The organism is Heminiphilus faecis (assembly GCF_008728965.1).
Lineage (GTDB): Bacteria > Bacteroidota > Bacteroidia > Bacteroidales > Muribaculaceae > Muribaculum > Muribaculum faecis.
Map to the genome: position 1 here is coordinate 1 of NZ_VSMC01000029.1, position 17429 is coordinate 17429.

Below are 17429 nucleotides of genomic sequence, written 5' to 3' on the forward strand. Positions count from 1 at the left end.
CCATTGAAAATGCAAATAAGATAATTAGAAAATATATCCCTAAGAAATCAAATTTTGACGACTTCTCTGATAAGAGAATAATGGAAATACAAAAGAAATTGAACCGCAGACCACGAGAGAAAATAAACTTTGATACACCTAAGGCGCGTTTTTTCGCACACGTTGGATAAATTTGCATTTGCTGTTGGACTCTACACCAGTTGAACCTACGGTCGATTTAATGAAAAACACTTGCAAAACAGAAAAAAACTATCTACCTTTGCACTACCGAACGCCCGGATGGCGGAATCGGTAGACGCGCCGGTCTCAAACACCGGTGGAGCAATCCATCCCGGTTCGATCCCGGGTCCGGGTACAATCAGGCTGTCAATCTTGCGATTGACGGCCTGATTTTTTATGTGGCCGCTGAAAAACCCGGTTGAACTGCTAAGCGCAGCAGGCGGGTAGGGGCGCCAGTAGTACGGCGCCCGCGAAACCGGACGGCCATGCGGAATGTGGTTGTGGGTGGGTATATTGGTTTATGGGCGGCCATATGGGTAGGTGGTTATTCGGTTTGTGGGCGGCCTTCGGGTCGTAGCCGGACGCCGTGGTACCGGCGTTTATGCCAACCCTATTGACGGCTGATAACGGAGCGAGCCTGTAAAGGCTCATGCCATTTGTTAGCCGGTCACGAAGTGTCCGGACCGGGAAATTGGTCTCGAACATGTTCGAGTCTGCAAAGACTCGTGCTTGTTACTGTCGGCATGAGTCTTTGCAGACTCATAAATTGTGGGGTGCTGCATACCGGAGACTGCGCCGTCCGAAGGCCGGCTTGTCCCCGGCTACCGTTGGGCAGGAGCCTTTGCAGGCTCTCGCTATCTCGGCGATTTTCAAGGTCAGCCGCAAAACCCGATGGAGGGTCAGATGGGCTGCCACAATCAGTCCAATGGCTGCAGGCGGGTAGGGGCGCCAGTAGTACGGCGCCCGTGAAACCGGACGGCCATGCGGGATGCGGTTGTGGGCGGGTATACCGGGTTGTGGAGGGCCGGGTAGGTGTCTATTGGTGACCTTCGGGTCGTGGCCGGACGCCGTGGTACTGGCGTCCCTACCGGTATTGGTCGTCTAACGGCCTTATTTTTATGTGGTTACGTGGGTAGGGGCTATGGGGATGTGGTTGTGGGTGAATATATTGGTTTTGGGTGGTTATGCGGGCAGGTGTCTATTGGTGACCTTCGGGTCGTATCCGGACGCCGTGGTACTGGCGTCCCTACCGGCATTGGTCGTCTAACGACCTTATTTTTATGTGGTTACGTGGGTAGGGGCTATGGGGATGCGGTTGTGGGTAGGTATATTGGTTTTGGGTGGTTATGCGGGTAGGTGTCTATTGGTGGCCTTCGGGTCGTGGCCGGACGCCGTGGTACTGGCGTCCCTACCGGCATTGGTTGTCTAACGACCTTATTTTTATGTGGTTACGTGGGTAGGGGCTATGGGGATGCGGTTGTGGGTAGGTATATTGGTTTTGGGTGGTTATGCGGGTAGGTGCCTATTGGTGGCCTTCGGGTCGTGGCCGGACGCCGTGGTACTGGCGTCCCTACCGGCATTGGCTGTTTAACGACATTATTTTTGGATGGGTATGGGTGGGGTGGTTGGTGGACGGGGGATAGAGAAAGGGCGGGGACCGGAGTCCTCGCCCTTGTGTGATGTGTCTTATGTTCTTTGGTGCGGAAAAGTGTGCAAACTTATTTTCAGAAAGGGTAGGCCGAAGCCTGTACGCCGCGCATTATGCCGTCGATGGCGTACTGACACTTGGCTTTGCCGTCGGTGCGGCTGATGTCGCCGCCTGTCTCCCAGTAGAAAGGTATGCAGCCGTTTTTACGGGCTTCGCGGGTCACGACTTCGTTCCACAGCGCGCGTGATGCCTCGTGCTTGTCGAGCGGAGTGGCGTTGGCGCGGATGGCAGAGCTGTACTCGCCGAGTATGACGGGGATGCCTTTGTCTGCGTAAGCCGACTTCATTTTGGCAAACTGCGTGGCCACGGAGTTTTCATCATGTCCGGTTGAGTTGCGGTCTGAGCCCGCCACAAGGTTTGCGGCACCCCAGAACCATTTCACGCGTGAACCTTGAAACCAGTCGTTGTCCTTTTCCAGTATGGTGAAGTCTGACGGGTCGTAGAAGTGTACTTCTACAAATAGTTTTCCCGAGACGGGGTCGACAGGCATGTGCTTGATGTAGTTGTCCTTGACCGAGAGGTCTATGTTGGTCGACGGAGCCTGCACTACGAGGTGGCGCAGCGAGTTGTTGCCTCCGGTGGCGCGCACTGCGTTGATGAAGGTCTGCTGATACTTGATGATGTTCTGTACCGACTGCTCGGCTTGGGCATCGGTGTTATAGCCGGGCTCGTTCATGCCGGCGAAGAGCAGATGCTCGTCGTAGTGCTTGAGCTGGCCGGCTATCTGGGTCCAGTAGTCGTGCTGCTTCTTGTTAATCTCCTCGCTGTAGGCGTTCTGTACGTTGTTCTCAAGCCAGCCGCCGTCCCAGTGTATGTTGACGATGGCATACATGTCCTCGGCCACGATCCAGCCTACGACTTCGTCCACGCGGGCGAGCCAGTCGGGGTCGATGGTGTTTTTATTCTTGTCGGTCACATGGCTGTCCCAAGCGCAGGGTACGCGCACGGCGTTAAAGCCGAGAGCCTTCAGGCCCTTGATGTAGTCTTGGTTGACCTTGGGGTTGCCCCATCCGGTCTCGCCTGAAGGTACCTCCATTGTATTGCCTATGTTGATGCCTGTGGTCATGAGTTTGACAAGGTCAATGGCCGAAATGTCTTTGATAGTGGCGTCGGGGCCAGGCTCGGGCACTACGTATGCCGATGTCTGCTTGACGAGCACGGTGCGTGCCACGTTCTGGGCGAATACATGCACTTTTGCCGAGCGGGCGGTTTTGCCTTCGTTGGGTTGGGTGGTCACGGTCACGGTGTATCCGTTGGCTATATCGCCTGCTACCGAAGTGGTGAGCCACGATGCGTCGGCGGGTTTGCCTTCTTCGTCAACGTCGGCGCTTTCTACGCGGGTCTGTACGGGAACCGATGACTTGGCTACAAACGATGTGATGCCTCCGGCAGGCTCAACCGCGATGCCTTCGGCAAGGAGCTCCGATGGTATGTCGATAGTCTCGAAGCGGCTGTCGTTGTCATCGTCGCTGCATGATGCGAAAGGCAGAACCACGGCGAGTGACATAAGAAGATATAATTTTCTGAATATTTTCATAAATTGTATTTGGTAAGTATTAAATATTTGCAGTGTTTATGAAGGGCGCCGCGTGTCAAATCGGCGCCCTTGTGGATTATGGGCTATTTTACCACTCTACGGTCGGGAAGAAACTGTCGACAGTAAACCTGACGCGCATTGAAGTCGTGAAGCCGAGTTCTGAAACGACAGCCGGATCGGTATCGCTCGGAGTGCCGAACGCGCATCCTGCGGAATTAGTCACTCCATAAGTATTCCAGAGTTCGAGGCGATGCTGGTTGCCGTCGCTGGAGTTGGGTACCTTGGCGGCATCCCATCCGGTAAGCGCAGTGCCGTCGATGGCTATATCGGTAAGGGTCATGCGGGTTGCGGGGAATGCATCCATGAGGTTTGCCGTGTTGATAAACGTCATGATTGAGCCTGCGGAGTAATCGGTGCCGCCGGCGTTTAGCGTGATGTCAAATTCTTTCTTGCTCGGAACTATCTTGCAATTATCATCGACAACCGGTGTGAACGAGCCGTCGTTAGGTCCGGTCCAGTCACCTGCCCAATCGGGAGTGATGGTTATAAGACCGGGTGTATATGCCGCAGGATTGGTGATGATCGTGTAGTCAACCTCAATCTTGGAGGTGAAGCTGACAGCGGGGTCGCTCTCTACATTGACGGCGGCGCTGAACGGACTCTTCACTATCTTGCCGTCGGCTGCGCCCTTGCCCCATATGTTGAATAATTCTATGCGGTAGTTGCCGTTATTTTCAATGTCGCCATAGTAGAAGTTGTTGGCGTCAAACTTGATGGCGGTGCCGTCGGTGCGGATTTCGTTTATGAATATAACCACATTCGGGTACTTGGCAACGATGTTCTGGAAATCGATGTTGACCACCATGGCGCTCACAGCGCTTCCCGAGTAGGTTAGGGTGTGATTGCCGTCAAGGGCGTCGGCGTCGATGCGGTCGATGATTTCGCCCCAGTTGCCGGCCCAGTTGCCGTCAACCCACTGGAAGTTCACCGGAGTGGCGTCGTCAAACTCACGCTTGCGCTCGCTGTAGTAGTTGAGCGAGTATGCGTAACCGTCGCCGTTGGGGAGCGCTATGCGCAGTCCGTCGTTGTCGAGGGCGAGTATTTTGAGCTTGCCGCTCTTAGTGCCTATCCATGTGTTGGCACAAATTACGTCTACGTCTATGTCGATGGTCTTGTCGTTCTCATTGATGGTGTAGGTGCCGGTCTCGTCAGTGACGGTGCCGTCCTCGGCTATGCGGTGTATGTTTACTTTACCGTCCTCGGTAAATTCCATGTAGCCGTAGTCCTTGCCGTAGGTGTAGCCGATCCATCCGCTATCCGTGCCCATCTCCCAGTGTATCTGCTGGTCGAGGTTGGGGTAGTTGTTGGTCACGGTGTTCCAGTTGTCGGTGTCGCCCCACTGGGTGAACGGACCTTCAAATACGTGCTGCTTTCCGTCCTGACCGTTGTCAAGATACCACTTGGTATATAGATGTGCCTTTTCGAAGGGTACGTTGCGTGCAGTAGATATGGCGCGCACCGAGAGAGCCTGATATACGGGCACCGATATTTTTGTGCTGTTGCCCGAAAAGAACTGGAAGCCGTCGGCAAATGTGTTGTCAGACACGTTGATAGAGCCGGTGGCATAGTAGCCGGTAGTGCCTTCGCCGGTCACGTCATTGGCGGTGCGTGTACCTGCGGCGGGCAGGAAGATGGAGTTGCCGTTGGGGCCTGTGAGCTGATATCCGGCCACGCCGTCTACTTCAGTCCATTCGGCCTTACACTTTGCGAATAGCTCTTCATAGTCGGCAGCCGAGGGAAGTGTGGCTACGCCGTCGGAAGCAAGCCATACGATGTCCTGCTTGGTCTTGTAGATGTCGGCTGAGGCGTATTGAGCGGGGTCAAAGGAGTTGTTGACACCGGTGGCATCGCCGAAGCCGAAGAGTCCGCCGAGGTCAGTGGCGCTCTTTGCACCGAGGTTGCTCTTGGCCCACTTTACGGAGAGGCCGAGGTCCACGAAGTCGTTGTCGGCATCAAAGTCGGCAGCGGCGGTGGTGAACTCCTTTACATCGCCGTACACTATGCCCGAACCGAGGTCGAGATAAGCGGCGTAATAGTATTTGGTGGCGGGAGCAAGGCCGCTCTTGGCCACGGTAAACGCTGCTTCCTGCGATGCTGCAGGCAGAATAAGGCCGGCACGCACAGTCTCGACGTCGGGAGCGGTGGCTATGACAACGCCCACGGTAGCGTCGGGAGTAGCGTCGGTGGCCTGACCGCCCATTACTGCGCCGGTGAAGTCAACCGACTGCGCGTCGGCGGTGGTGACTTTGGCGTCGGTGGTGACGAGCGAGCTTACCTCGCCGGTGAATGTCACCTGATTTTTCAGGGTCACGAAAGCCTGATAGTAGATGGTCTTGCCGGTAGGCAGGCCCGAGAGTGCGGCGGTGATGGTGGTGCCTCCGTCGGCGCGGCCCTCACCCTTGACGAGAGTGCCGTCGGCGGTGTTGGTCAGAGCGTTCTGCTCGTAGCCGTAGTTGAAGCCGACCTTGTAGAATGCGGCGCTCTTGTCGTCAAGGCCCTTGACCGTACCGTAAAGGGTAGCGGTTGTGGCGGTCACATCCGACGACCCGGTCGTTATCGACGAAGCGTCGATAACGGGGTCGGTGGAAATGAAGTAATTGTCATCGTCATCGCAGGCGGCAAACGAGAGGCCGAGCAGCAGCGACGCGAATATAAATATTTTGTTTTTCTTCATTGTTTACTGTTCCTTTAAGGTAAATTTATTCGATGGTTAATGACGTAACGGAAGCTGTAACCTGACTTGCATCGATATTTCCGTCGGCATCAACAGGAGAATTGACGAGTCCTTTTTGCTGTATGCATATGGTTAAACAACTTGTTCCTTCAAATTTTAGTGTCTTGTCAGATGTGTTAGTCAGCGATATTTCGGTTTCGCCATTCTTATTGAGCGATACAGCTGATGGAACATCAAAACCTGCACCTCCGGAAGGCCATGTGAAAGGATCCAGATCTTTGTCGAAATTGTGGGCTAAGAGCACTTTAGGATCACTATCAGCTTTCCAGTCTATTCCGGACAAGGTGAAACGAATCTTGATTGTTTGTCCTTTTTTGAAACGAAGTTTTGTTAAGTCAATAGGATACAGACCATCTTCATCATAGAAAGCGTTATATAATTCTATACGGTAATGATCGCCTGATTCAAGATAACTCTTGACATAATTGTTGTCCACTGCGAGTACGGTAGGACCGGTCTGTCCGCCGCCGATGGGCTTGATTTTGAGGCGGGCGCAGAGGTAGCGGTTCACTGCACCGGTCTCGTCTTTTGCGGCGGGAACGCCGAGCACTATCTCCTCATTGTCGGGGTCGCATGCCATTACGGTAAATTCTTTGCCGCTGATTGATATGTTGTCAACGCTTAGCAGAGTTATCTCTTTCTCGAATACGAGCTTGTTGCCTTCGATGGTGAATGCCGAAGCCGAAGCACCGTCAATGGTTTCAAGTGAAGCCTTGTATGTGCCGTTATTGCGTTCGAGAGTAAGGGCGAAGTCATCGATGGCGGGGTAAGCGGGAGCGGAGGGAGTTCCGTAGTTGCCGATCCACTGCCATGCGCCGACGGGCGCTCCGTCCTGTTTCACAGCGCCGTTCCACCACATGTAGTCATACGGAGTCTCGTCGTTTAGGAGCAGGGTCGTGGCTGTGCCGAGATAAGACGCGTCGGAGCCTACGATTGTAAAGAGCGACTCCGCAAGGTTGTCGTAAGAGGGCTGCTGTACGGGAGCGAGCTCTGCCGACGGACCGCCCGAGGGCCAAGTGCCGTCCCAGCCTTTTTCGACATAGCATATGACCATGCGCTGGTCGCCGTTGCCACCCTTGCCGTCGTTACGTATGGCCTTGATGCCGAGCACGTGTTCGTTGAGCTTCACGAGTTCGAGGTTCACCCAGTCCACGAGCCAGTTGTCGGCTACGTCGGGGGCAAGCCATTTTACACCTGCGGGCATGGTGAGGGTCTTGCGGTCGGGGTCCATTACAAAAGGCTTGGTGACACCGTTGACGGTGAGATTGGCTCCGTTTATGAGGTCAAATGTAAGTTCAGGCATAGCGGCATATATTTCGCTATTCCCCCCGAATAACCAGTCGGGTTCGCCGGCGCCCCATGACCAGTTGGGGCTGTCTACTCCGTCCTCTTTATATGTGGGATAGTCAGCTTCAGTGTACTCTTTACCGTCGGTAAACTTGTCCCAGCCCATAGGCGCACATATGAATGTGAATGAGCCGAGATCGAGCTGTCCGTGGTCCATGACCCAAGTCTTGGACTGGTCTGCGCCGCCGGTGAGGTATGTCCACAGCGGGTCGGTAAGCAGGTCGCCGTTGGTGGTGTTGATGGAGAATTTGTAGGGCGCGCCATATACCATGCCGCCGCGGGTCATTACGCCGAACTTGACTTCATAGTCGCCGGCGAAGGGTATGCGGGCTTCGGTAGAGTTTTTCTTCTCGATGCCCTGAGGATGTATCCAGCTGGTAACATATTTGTTGCCGAGCAGACTTGTCATAGTGACTTTGTTGGTGGCCTGATCGATTTCGACCTTGTAGGCTTTGCCTTCCACGAGGTCGTCGGCAGTCAGTTCGGGAGCCGACAGGTCATGGTCGTCAGGCGTACAAGCGGCAGCCAGCATAAGGACCGCGCTTGCAAGAAATGAATAATACTTAAACTTCATAGTTTTCTGATGATATGATTATTATGGTGTGTGTTGTCTTAATACCAGCCTTCGTTTTGTTTCAACACGCCGTTTGAAAGGACTATCTGGTCATTGGGTATCTGACAGAGACCTTTCTTGGCCACGATCTTGGATTTGTCGTAGCTTACTCGAGCGGGTGAACCTCCGTTCATCACGTCGCCGGCTCCTGCCACTACCGCATCGGCCATGACATCCACGCCCTGACGGAGAAGATCCCAGTAACGTATGCCTTCAAAAGCGAGTTCGCGGGCACGCTCGGCCATGATGTTCTCTTGTGTGACGGCTATGTCGCCGAGCCCTGCGCGGTTACGCACCTCGTGCATGTATGCGGCTGCTTGCGGCGATCCTAACTCGGCTGCCATAAGAAGAACGTCGGCATAGCGTACTATATTGTACGGCTGACAGTTGTTTATCTGCATATCGCCTGCTCCGGTAGACATGTTGGCATTTTTTATGACAAGGTTGCCTGCATCGTCAAGCTGATAGAATGCGAGCGGCGAATATTTTTTTACGGTGTAACCCGTGTATTCGCGCCAGTCATTGTATGACGGCTTGAAATTGGCGTCGCTGTTTATGCCTTCGCCGTTGATGTCTATGACACCCGCTTTGCGTCGTGGATCGGCCGCGTCATAAATTCTGTTAATAAAGCTCGGTATCACGGTACATGCTCCCCAACCGGTGTAGTAGGGCACTACGCTGAGAGGGCTGCGCATACCCATCATGACCTGCCAGCGGTTGCCATCGGCGGCACCGTCGGTAGCATATGAAGCCATCGGGGTGAAGTTCATGCTGAGCACCACTTCCTTGTTGGCGTCGCCGGCATAGGTTGTGGCTTCGTTGTTCCATCCGGGGGATGTGATGTTGGCCACGACCGACGAGGCGGGCCAGAAGTTCTTATAGTCGTCAAGCAATTCGTAGTTGGCGCTTGCTATCACGTCCTCTACGGCCGCAAGGGCGTCGGCTTTGGTGACAACTCCGGTGGTGTTGCCCTCGGCATCGGTGAAGCCGGGCTCTTTGCCGTAGTATCCGGTGTAGAATAGATACGCACGCGCGAGGATGGCTTCGGCCGCATACTTTGTTATACGTCCGAACTGGTCCTTTGTAAGATTGGCGTTATCGGGAATATTCTCTATGGCATACTTCAGGTCTTCGAATATGGCTGCATAAACTTCGGCGGGGTCGGCCTGCTCGCGATTTTCGTTGACCGGAGTTAGGAACAAGGGTATGTGTCCCCACAGGCGTACCATGTCGAAGTAGAGAAGTGCGCGCAGCGCGCGTACCTCACCCATATAAAGACTGCGGTTTGAACCGGTCTGCGACCATTGAATCTGATCTTCGCGGGTTATAAGCTCGTTGCAACGGTATACCCCGGCGTAGTAGCGCTGCCAGTCAAGAGTGAACATCTGCAGGTCGGCGGGCGACTCGGCCTGATCGAAGCGGTCGATGACCTGATAGTTGCGTCCGTCGGAGTTGCCGGTACCGCCGTAGCACTCATCACCCATTATGGTGGAGGCTACATAGAATCCCACGCCGGGAGAACTCGATGTCTGACGCCAGCCGTTGTAGCAGCCTATGAGTGCGCGCCATGCGTCGGCCTCGGTCTTGTAGAAGTTGTCGGTGTTGGACTCTGTCTTGGAGTTGACGTCGAGGAAGCTCTCGGCACATGACGAGAGTCCGAGGGCGGCGGCAACACCTATAGTCAGTATATTGTATCTTATTTTAGTCATAATATGTAAATAAACTTATGAGTTTTCAAATCTTAGAATGAAAGGTTGACACCGAAGAGGAATGTGCGGGGGCGCGGATAGTAACCTATGTCGACGCCCGATACCCATGACTGTGTACCGTAACCGATCTCGGGGTCCATGCCGTCATACTTGGTCCAAGTGATGAGGTTCTGGGCTTGGAAGTAGAGACGGCACTGGCTGCACCACTTCTGGTTGATGAGCGGAGCGAAGTTGTAGCCCAGAGTCAGGTTGCTGATGCGGAGGTAGTCACCGTCCTGTACATACAGGTCGCTGAACTGCCAGTTGATGTTCTGGTTGGTCACGCGGGGTATGCGGTTGGATGTGCCTTCGCCTGTCCAGCGGTCGAGGATGGCGGTGGTGTAGTTGGCCTGCTGGCTGTCCCAGCTGCGGTAGCTCTGTACGATTTTGTTGCCTGCTACGCCAGTGGCCACGACTCCGAGGTCAAAGTTCTTCCAATACAGGTTGATGTTGAAGCCATAGGACAGTTTGGGCATACCGTTGCCGAGATCGACCTTGTCGTTGTCGTCGATGATGCCGTCGCGGTTTACGTCGACAAATATGACATCGCCCGGCTGGGGATTATCCTGAAGCACGCCGTTGCCAGCTTGCAGCCACTGGTTGATCTGCTCCTGATTCTGGAATATGCCGGCTGTCTTGAAGCCCCAGAAGTAACCGATGGGCTTGCCGTTTTCGGCGCGGTAGAATTCGGGGGTGTTGTTGTAAAGCTCGTTGGAATTACCGTGTATGATACCGTCCTGATTGGGTATTGAACCGACTTTGTTCTTGTTCCAAGCGCCGTTTATGCCTACGCTGTAGGAGAAGTCGCGTCCTATGACGTCATTCCACGTAATATTTAGCTCGACACCGGTGTTCTTCACATCACCTCCGTTGATGAAGGGTGCGCCTGTACCGGCAGTGGCGAGGATGGGAGCTTTGACAAGCCAGTCGCGTGTGGTCTTGAGATAGAAGTCGAAGTTGACCGACAGGCGGTTGCTGAGAAGTCGGGCGTCAAAACCGATGTTGGTCTGTTCCGAGGTTTCCCAAGTCACGCCGAGATTTCCGAGCTGGCTGGGATATGCGCCCCAGTTGTTGGACCATATGGTGTTATAGTCGCCGTTGTACACTCCGTTGGGTCCGAAGTACTCGCCGAAGAAGTAGTTGGCGTAGGTGTTTTTGATCGGTGACAGGTACTGGTAGTTGTCTATGTTCTGGTTACCCACCTGACCCCAGCTGACGCGGAGCTTTAGGAAGTCGAGCCAAGAGGCGGTGGACTCCATGAACGATTCGTTGGAAATGTTCCATCCGGCCGATACCGAGGGGAAGTAGCCGAAGCGATGGCCGCGTGCGAACTTCGAAGAACCGTCGGCGCGGAATGTGGCGTTGATCATGTATTTTTCCTGCCAGTTCCAGCCGAGACGGCCGAAGTAGCTGACCGAGCGCGACTCGTCGTGGGGGAAGCCTGCGGCATTGAGGCCGTCGGCGGTCGATGCGCCTGTGCCGTTGCTGACCCAAGCGTGTTCCCAGTCATCGAAGCCCTCTTTGAGGTAGCCCTGCTTGCCTTCGAGGTATGAACCCTGATAGCGGTAAGCCTCCATACCGATAAGGGCGTTGAAAGCGTGTTCGCCGATGTTCCAGTCGTAGGTGGCAGTGTTGGTCCATGTCATGCCGAGCGAGTTGGTCTTCTGCTGGGTGACTTTGGTGTAGGCGTGGGAGGTGTCGGTCGATGTGAGCTGATATACAGGCTCGAAGCTGCGTGACTCGTTGGCGCCGTATACAATACCGAATACGGTGCGTATACGCAGGTTCTTGATGGGTTCGAGCTGAGCATATACGTTGCCCGAGAATGTGGCGTTCTTGTCCTGATTTTTAAGAAGCATCATGTTGGCGTAGGGGTTGCCGTCGCCTTTGTTCCAGTCGGAGTTTACCGTGGAGTTGTAACCGAACGGGCCGTCGGGATTGTACACCGGAGCGAGAGGCGAGGTGTAGAAAGCTCCGCGAAGGCCGTTGTTGTACTGGTTGCCTACGCCGATACCGTGCTGCTTTACATATATGAAGCTGGCCTGCTCGCCGACGGTGATGAGGCCGTTGAAGAGCTTGTGGTCGGAGTTGATGCGGAAGTTGTAGCGGGAGTAGTTGTTGGCTTCCTTGCCTCCTACTATACCCTCCTGATCGATATAGCCGAGCGACATGGCATATGTGGATGCGGCCGAGCCGCCGGTTACACCTATGGTGTAGCTCTGTGTGGCGGCGTTGTCCTTAAACATGGTGTCGATCCAGTCGGTGTCATATACGCTTACCGGATTGCCCTCTGCGTCGCGCTGCCATATGCTGTTGATCGATGACCAGTTGTAAGGCTCAAGACCGCTGTTGATCTGCTGCTCGTCCATGATGGTCATATACTGCTGGGCATTGAGCATCTTGATTTTACGGGCAGCGCTCTGTATGCCGTAGTAGCCGTCGAAAGTGACCTTGGCTGTGCCCTCTTTGCCCTGACGGGTGGTGATGAGGACTACGCCGTTGGCAGCCTGCGCGCCATAAATGGCCGCGCTGGCTGCGTCCTTAAGGACGTCAATGGACTCGATGTCGGCCGGGTTGAGGGTGGCGGGGTCGCCTCCCACACCGTCTATAAGATAAAGAGGTGCGGCATTGCCCGTAGTGCCAAGACCGCGGATGGTAACCTTCATGCCTGAGCCGGGACGTCCTGACTCGGATGCGATGTTAACGCCCGGGAGCTGTCCCTGCATTGCTTGCAAAGGCGAGGTGGTGTTCATTTTGGCGATGTCGTCGCCCTTGATCTGCGCGGTGGCGCCGGTGACGAGTTTCTTTTTCTGTACGCCGTAACCGACTACCACCACTTCATCGAGCACTTCGGAGTTCTCGAGAAGCGCCACATCAAGACGGTCGGATGTTACGGTGATTTCGCGGGAGGTCATGCCCACGTAAGAAAACAGGAGCACAGCGCCTGTCTCGGTTTTGATAGAGTAGTTACCGTCAATGTCGGTCGAAGTACCGTTGGCGGTGCCTTTGACTTGAACGGTGACGCCGATAAGCGGTTCGCCGTCGGCTGCTGAGGTCACTGTACCCGTCACAGTGACCGGTTCGGCATGCACATGACATACACAGGTCAAGAGGCACAATGTCACCAATGCAATGCGGAAGAGTCGTGACTCCCGGCAATGTTCCATTAGTCTTTTTCTCATTGAAAGTGATTTTAAGTGTTAGAGTTTAGTTGTTTTAAGTTTCAGGTTGTCTTAGGTAAGTGCTTATGTTAAATTAGCGTAAGATTAACCGTGACAAAATTATACCAATTTCATATATTTTAAAGGTTAAAATGTAAAATTAACAGGTATCATACCGGCCTGCTTTGGGATTAAATGTTTTTCTGATAGGTATAAAATGTTTTATAAAGTATAAAAACTGTTATAAAACAGCGTTTTGAAAAGGGAGCGTGGCTACGGCCCCTTTTCAAAACGCTGTTTTTGGGGTGGGGCTTGGCACTGACCTGTTGAGTCCGGAGTTTTATATTTTTTCGGTTTTCGGCAAATATTCTTATATTTGTAATTCAAACACATTAACATATCATGAAACTATATATCATGAAGCGTATTATGAGAAATCATTCGTTATTGATGATGCTGTTTATGCTTGCGGTTGTTTCGTCGGCGGCAGCGGGGCCGTTACGGTTCAAGCACATCGAGGCCGGTGACGGTTTGTCAAATAATAAAGTCAACAGCATACTTAAGGATAAAGAGGGTTTTATGTGGTTCGGCACATCTTCGGGTCTCAATCGCTATGACGGATATAATATAAAGGTATATCGCGGTGACCCGACCGACAGCACCGCCTTGAATGACAGCTATATCGACCGATTGCTTCAGGACGATAACGGCCGTATATGGATTCATATGGGCGACTCCTATAGTGTGTATGATCCGGTGCATGACCGGTTTGACAACAATGTATTGCCGGAGTTCCGGAAGATGGGTATCAATGCCATACCCTCATATATGAATATACTGCCTACCGGTATATGGATGAACGTTCGCAATGACGGCCTTTACAGGTATAAAAACGGCCGTACCGACAAGATGACCCCGCTGTCATCAGACGGGCGCGAGATAACTGGAGTGACTGCGATGAAAGACTCTATGACCGCCGTTATCGACAATCGCGGACGTATAAGTATAATTGACAGTGACCTTGCTGTGGTGGCGAGTGTCGAAACGTTTGGCGTCAACGATCCCCATCAGGAGAATATGTGGCTGTTCGCTGACCGCGACGGCCTTTTGTGGGCTTTCGGCGAGGCCGGGTTGTGGGCCTATGACACGCATTCGGGACGTATCGACATGTCGGTGGTGCCTAAGTCGATAATGCCCGGATCGGTGAGGGCCATGGCTCAGGATGCTGACGGACTTATATGGATGGGTCTTGACAACGACGGCATACTGCTTGTGGAGAAAGGAGTAGGGGAGCGGCATATAGTCAATAATCCCATAGACGCTTATTCGCTGGGCAATAACTCGGTGACTACCATGTATATTGATGATGCAGGCGCCATGTGGGTGGGCACACAGAAAAAAGGAGTGTCGGTATGCAACGACAGCGAGTTTAAGTTTGATCTTGAGCCGTTTCCCGATGTCAACTGCGTGATGTCGGCTTCTACTCCGGGTATGGTATGGGTAGGTACCGACAAGGAGGGACTGATACTGTGGAATCGCATGACCGATGAACGGCGCATCATCCATGACCCTGCCGACGGCAGCCATCATGCGGCTATAGCGTGTATAACCCCGTCGCGCGACGGCAGTGTGTGGGCAGGTACATTTACCCGGGGGCTGAAGCATTATAAAAACGGAGCGTTTCGCGGCTATACTGTGGCCGACGGACTTGCCAACGATAATGTATGGGCGCTTCTCGAGAATCCCGACGGCACGTTGTGGGTGGGTACCCTCGGCGGGGGCCTGCAGCTCCTTGACCCCGCTACTGGGCGTTTTACCACGTATGACAAGGCCACTACCGGACTTGAGAGCGACTATATAAATTCACTGTGCCGCGGGGCCGACGGTAAGATTTATGCCGGTACCACTGCCGGAGTGTCGGTCATCGACCCGGTGACAAAGAAGATAATCACCTTCGAAGGGTCGCGCGACGGCAGCAAGAAATTTGCCAGCCCTTATATAAGCCAGCTTTTATTTGACAGCCGCGGGCTGTTGTGGCTTGCTACCCGCGAGGGACTGAACGTATACGACATGAAGCGCGACTCGGTATATGACGTGGCGGTGTTTGACGACGTGCCACGTCCTTACATACTTGGAGTGGAGGAGGACGCCGCCCATACGATGTGGGTGAGTGTCGACGGCAGTCTTGTCAATATCAAGGTGGAAAATGACTTCAACAATCCCGGTTACAGATTTGAACCGCGTGTATACGGCGGCAAGGACGGCCTGCAGAACTGTACTTTCAACCAGCGTTCGCTCGCCCGGCTTGACAACGGCGACATTGTGGCCGGCGGCCTGTACGGATTGAATATGGTGACACCGGGCAGCATTCACTACAATCTGCGCCGGCCTAAGGTCATGTTTACCGGGCTGAGTCTTCTGAATGAGAAGATAGAGCCGGGACGTAAATATGACGGACGTATAGTGCTTGCCGAAGCGCTCAACCATACGTCGAAGATTGAGTTGGGATACAGGCAGAACAGTTTCGCGGTGACATTTGCCACCGACAATTACGTACTGCCTCAGTACACGACATATTACTATAAACTCGAAGGTTTCGACAAGGACTGGATGGAGTGCCCGCCCGGCATGCATCATGCCGCTTATACCAATATACCGCCGGGCACTTACCGGCTTGTCGTCAAGGCTATCAACAATGACGGTGTGGAGGGTGATGCCGAAAATACACTGACCATAGTTATCGATCCGCCTATATGGGGTACGCTCTGGGCCAAGATCCTTTATGCTCTGCTTGCCATAGGTGCGGTAATAATGGTGTTTTATGTGGTGCGGCGTTCAGAGCGTAAGCGGTATACTGAAAAGCGTCGCGAGGAGACTGCCCGCAAGCAGGAAGAACTTAACCAACTCAAATTCAGGTTTTACACCAATGTCAGCCATGAATTGCGCACCCCTCTTACGCTGATATTGTCGCCTATAGAGTCGATGCTGAAGGATACGCGCGACGACAAGGAGAAGAAGCGCTTGAATACGATTTACTCCAATGCCAACAGACTCCTGTATCTTGTCAATCAGCTGCTTGACTTCCGCAAGAGCGAGGTGGCCGCGCTTACGTTCAACGGCTCGTCAGGCGATGTCATCGAGTTTTTGAGGACGGTATATAATCAGTTTGGCGTTGCTGCCGAGAAAAAGGATATTGCCATGTCGTTCAAGACTAATGTCGGGCATCTTGACATGGTGTTTGATGCCGATAAACTTAGTAAGACACTCAATAACTTGATTTCCAACGCCATGAAGTTTACTCCTGCCGGAGGCTCCGTGACGGTCGATCTTACTCTCACGGGCAAGATGTTGCGTATCAGGGTGGTCGATACCGGATGCGGTGTGCCCGACGAGGACAAGACGCAAGTCTTTGAGCGCTTTTATCAGAGCCGCAACAGCAAGGGGGCCGATGGCGGTTCGGGTATAGGCTTGAATTTGGTCAAAGAATATGTGAGGTTGCACGACGGCGATGTATGGGTGCAGGATACCCCGGGAGGGGGAGCCACGTTTACTGTCGATATTCCCGTAAGAGAGGGGCCGGCGCCTAAACTTAGCATGTCGGGGGATGCGGGCAAAACCGATGCATCGGCCTTGCATACGGAGCCGAAAGCGGTCAAGGTTTCAAAACCTGTGGCTCTCGTGGTTGATGACAATCACGATCTTCTCGACTTCATGCGCGACGAACTTAGCGATGACTTCAATGTCATTACCGCCGGCGACGGGGTGGAAGCTCTCGAGCTGTTGCATGACAAAAAAGTCGACATTGTCGTGAGCGACCTCATGATGCCTCATATGGACGGTATAGAACTGTGCCGCCGTATGAAGGCCGACAAGGCTACAGCCGGGTTGCCGGTCATACTTGTCACCGCCAAGCAGGACGTTCAGTCGGTGGTCGAAGGTCTTGCCACTGGTGCCGACGATTATGTGACCAAACCGTTCAACAATGAGGTATTGCTGCTTAAGATGAAGCGGCTTGCCGGTCTGCGACGCAGACCGGTGGCCTCGCGGTCGCTCATAGAACCGGAGCCCGAGCCGGTCAAGATTACCTCGCTTGACGAGCAGTTTGTCGACAAGGCAGTGAAGTATGTCGAGGAAAATCTGTCACGCAGCGATCTGTCGGTGGAGGAACTGAGCCGTCAGTTAGGCATGAGCCGCGTACACCTTTATAAGAAAATGCTGCAGCTTACAGGCAAGACGCCTATAGAGTTCATACGCCTCCTCAGGCTTAAGCGGGCGGCCCAGTACCTGCGCGAAAGTCAGCTTAATGTATCGGAGATAGCCTATCGCATGGGTTTCAACAACCCCAAGTATTTCAGTAAATATTTTCAGGAAGAATACGGCATGTCGCCCTCGGAATATCAGAAAAAAGAGGGGGTATAACATTTTATGCCTTACAATTTAACAAATGGCGCAAGTGTATGACATTTGCGCCATTATTATTCAACATGTGTTAAGTGTCTTTTTGACCTATGCTTAGTAACT

Annotated in this window: 6 protein-coding genes, 1 tRNA gene and 1 pseudogene; 3 read left to right on the forward strand and 5 right to left on the reverse strand. The window is 53.4% G+C overall.

The genetic code is table 11. From position 1 onward, the window contains the following. Together FW767_RS13350 and FW767_RS11075 are read left to right on the forward strand one after the other, a co-directional pair. Window positions 1-170 (forward strand): annotated as a pseudogene (locus FW767_RS13350) (IS30 family transposase); the annotation flags it as partial. A 103-nt stretch (window positions 171-273) separates the two neighbouring features. After that, window positions 274-355 (forward strand) — tRNA-Leu (locus FW767_RS11075). Between the two features lie 1369 nt (window positions 356-1724). Here the strand turns inward: FW767_RS11075 and FW767_RS11080 are convergent. The 5 genes from FW767_RS11080 to FW767_RS11100 all read right to left on the reverse strand — a co-directional run bounded on the left by FW767_RS11080 (window position 1725) and on the right by FW767_RS11100 (window position 12929). Then, on the reverse strand, window positions 1725-3245 hold the full coding sequence (locus tag FW767_RS11080; RefSeq protein WP_148464557.1) for a cellulase family glycosylhydrolase: 1521 nt from the start codon (window positions 3243-3245) through the stop codon (window positions 1725-1727). Window positions 3246-3333: 88 nt separating this feature from the next. After that, entirely contained in the window at window positions 3334-5979 is a 2646-nt protein-coding gene (locus tag FW767_RS11085; protein WP_121700166.1) for a hypothetical protein, read from the reverse strand. 25 nt (window positions 5980-6004) lie between these two features. Then, entirely contained in the window at window positions 6005-7960 is a 1956-nt protein-coding gene (locus FW767_RS11090) for a hypothetical protein (protein WP_121700165.1), read from the reverse strand. Between the two features lie 38 nt (window positions 7961-7998). Then, the gene (locus FW767_RS11095; RefSeq protein WP_121700164.1) at window positions 7999-9708 is read right to left on the reverse strand and encodes a RagB/SusD family nutrient uptake outer membrane protein; all 1710 of its coding nucleotides are present in this window, start codon (window positions 9706-9708) and stop codon (window positions 7999-8001) included. Window positions 9709-9740: 32 nt separating this feature from the next. Continuing rightward, window positions 9741-12929 carry a SusC/RagA family TonB-linked outer membrane protein gene (locus FW767_RS11100; RefSeq protein ID WP_121700163.1) on the reverse strand — a complete coding sequence of 1063 codons (3189 nt, stop codon included), beginning with the start codon at window positions 12927-12929 and terminating at the stop codon, window positions 9741-9743. A 381-nt stretch (window positions 12930-13310) separates the two neighbouring features. Here FW767_RS11100 and FW767_RS11105 point away from each other — a divergent pair, with 381 nt between their 5' ends. Beyond that, window positions 13311-17327, forward strand: a complete 4017-nt coding sequence (locus FW767_RS11105) for a hybrid sensor histidine kinase/response regulator transcription factor (protein ID WP_121700162.1) — start codon at window positions 13311-13313, stop codon at window positions 17325-17327. Window positions 17328-17429 lie beyond the last annotated feature (102 nt).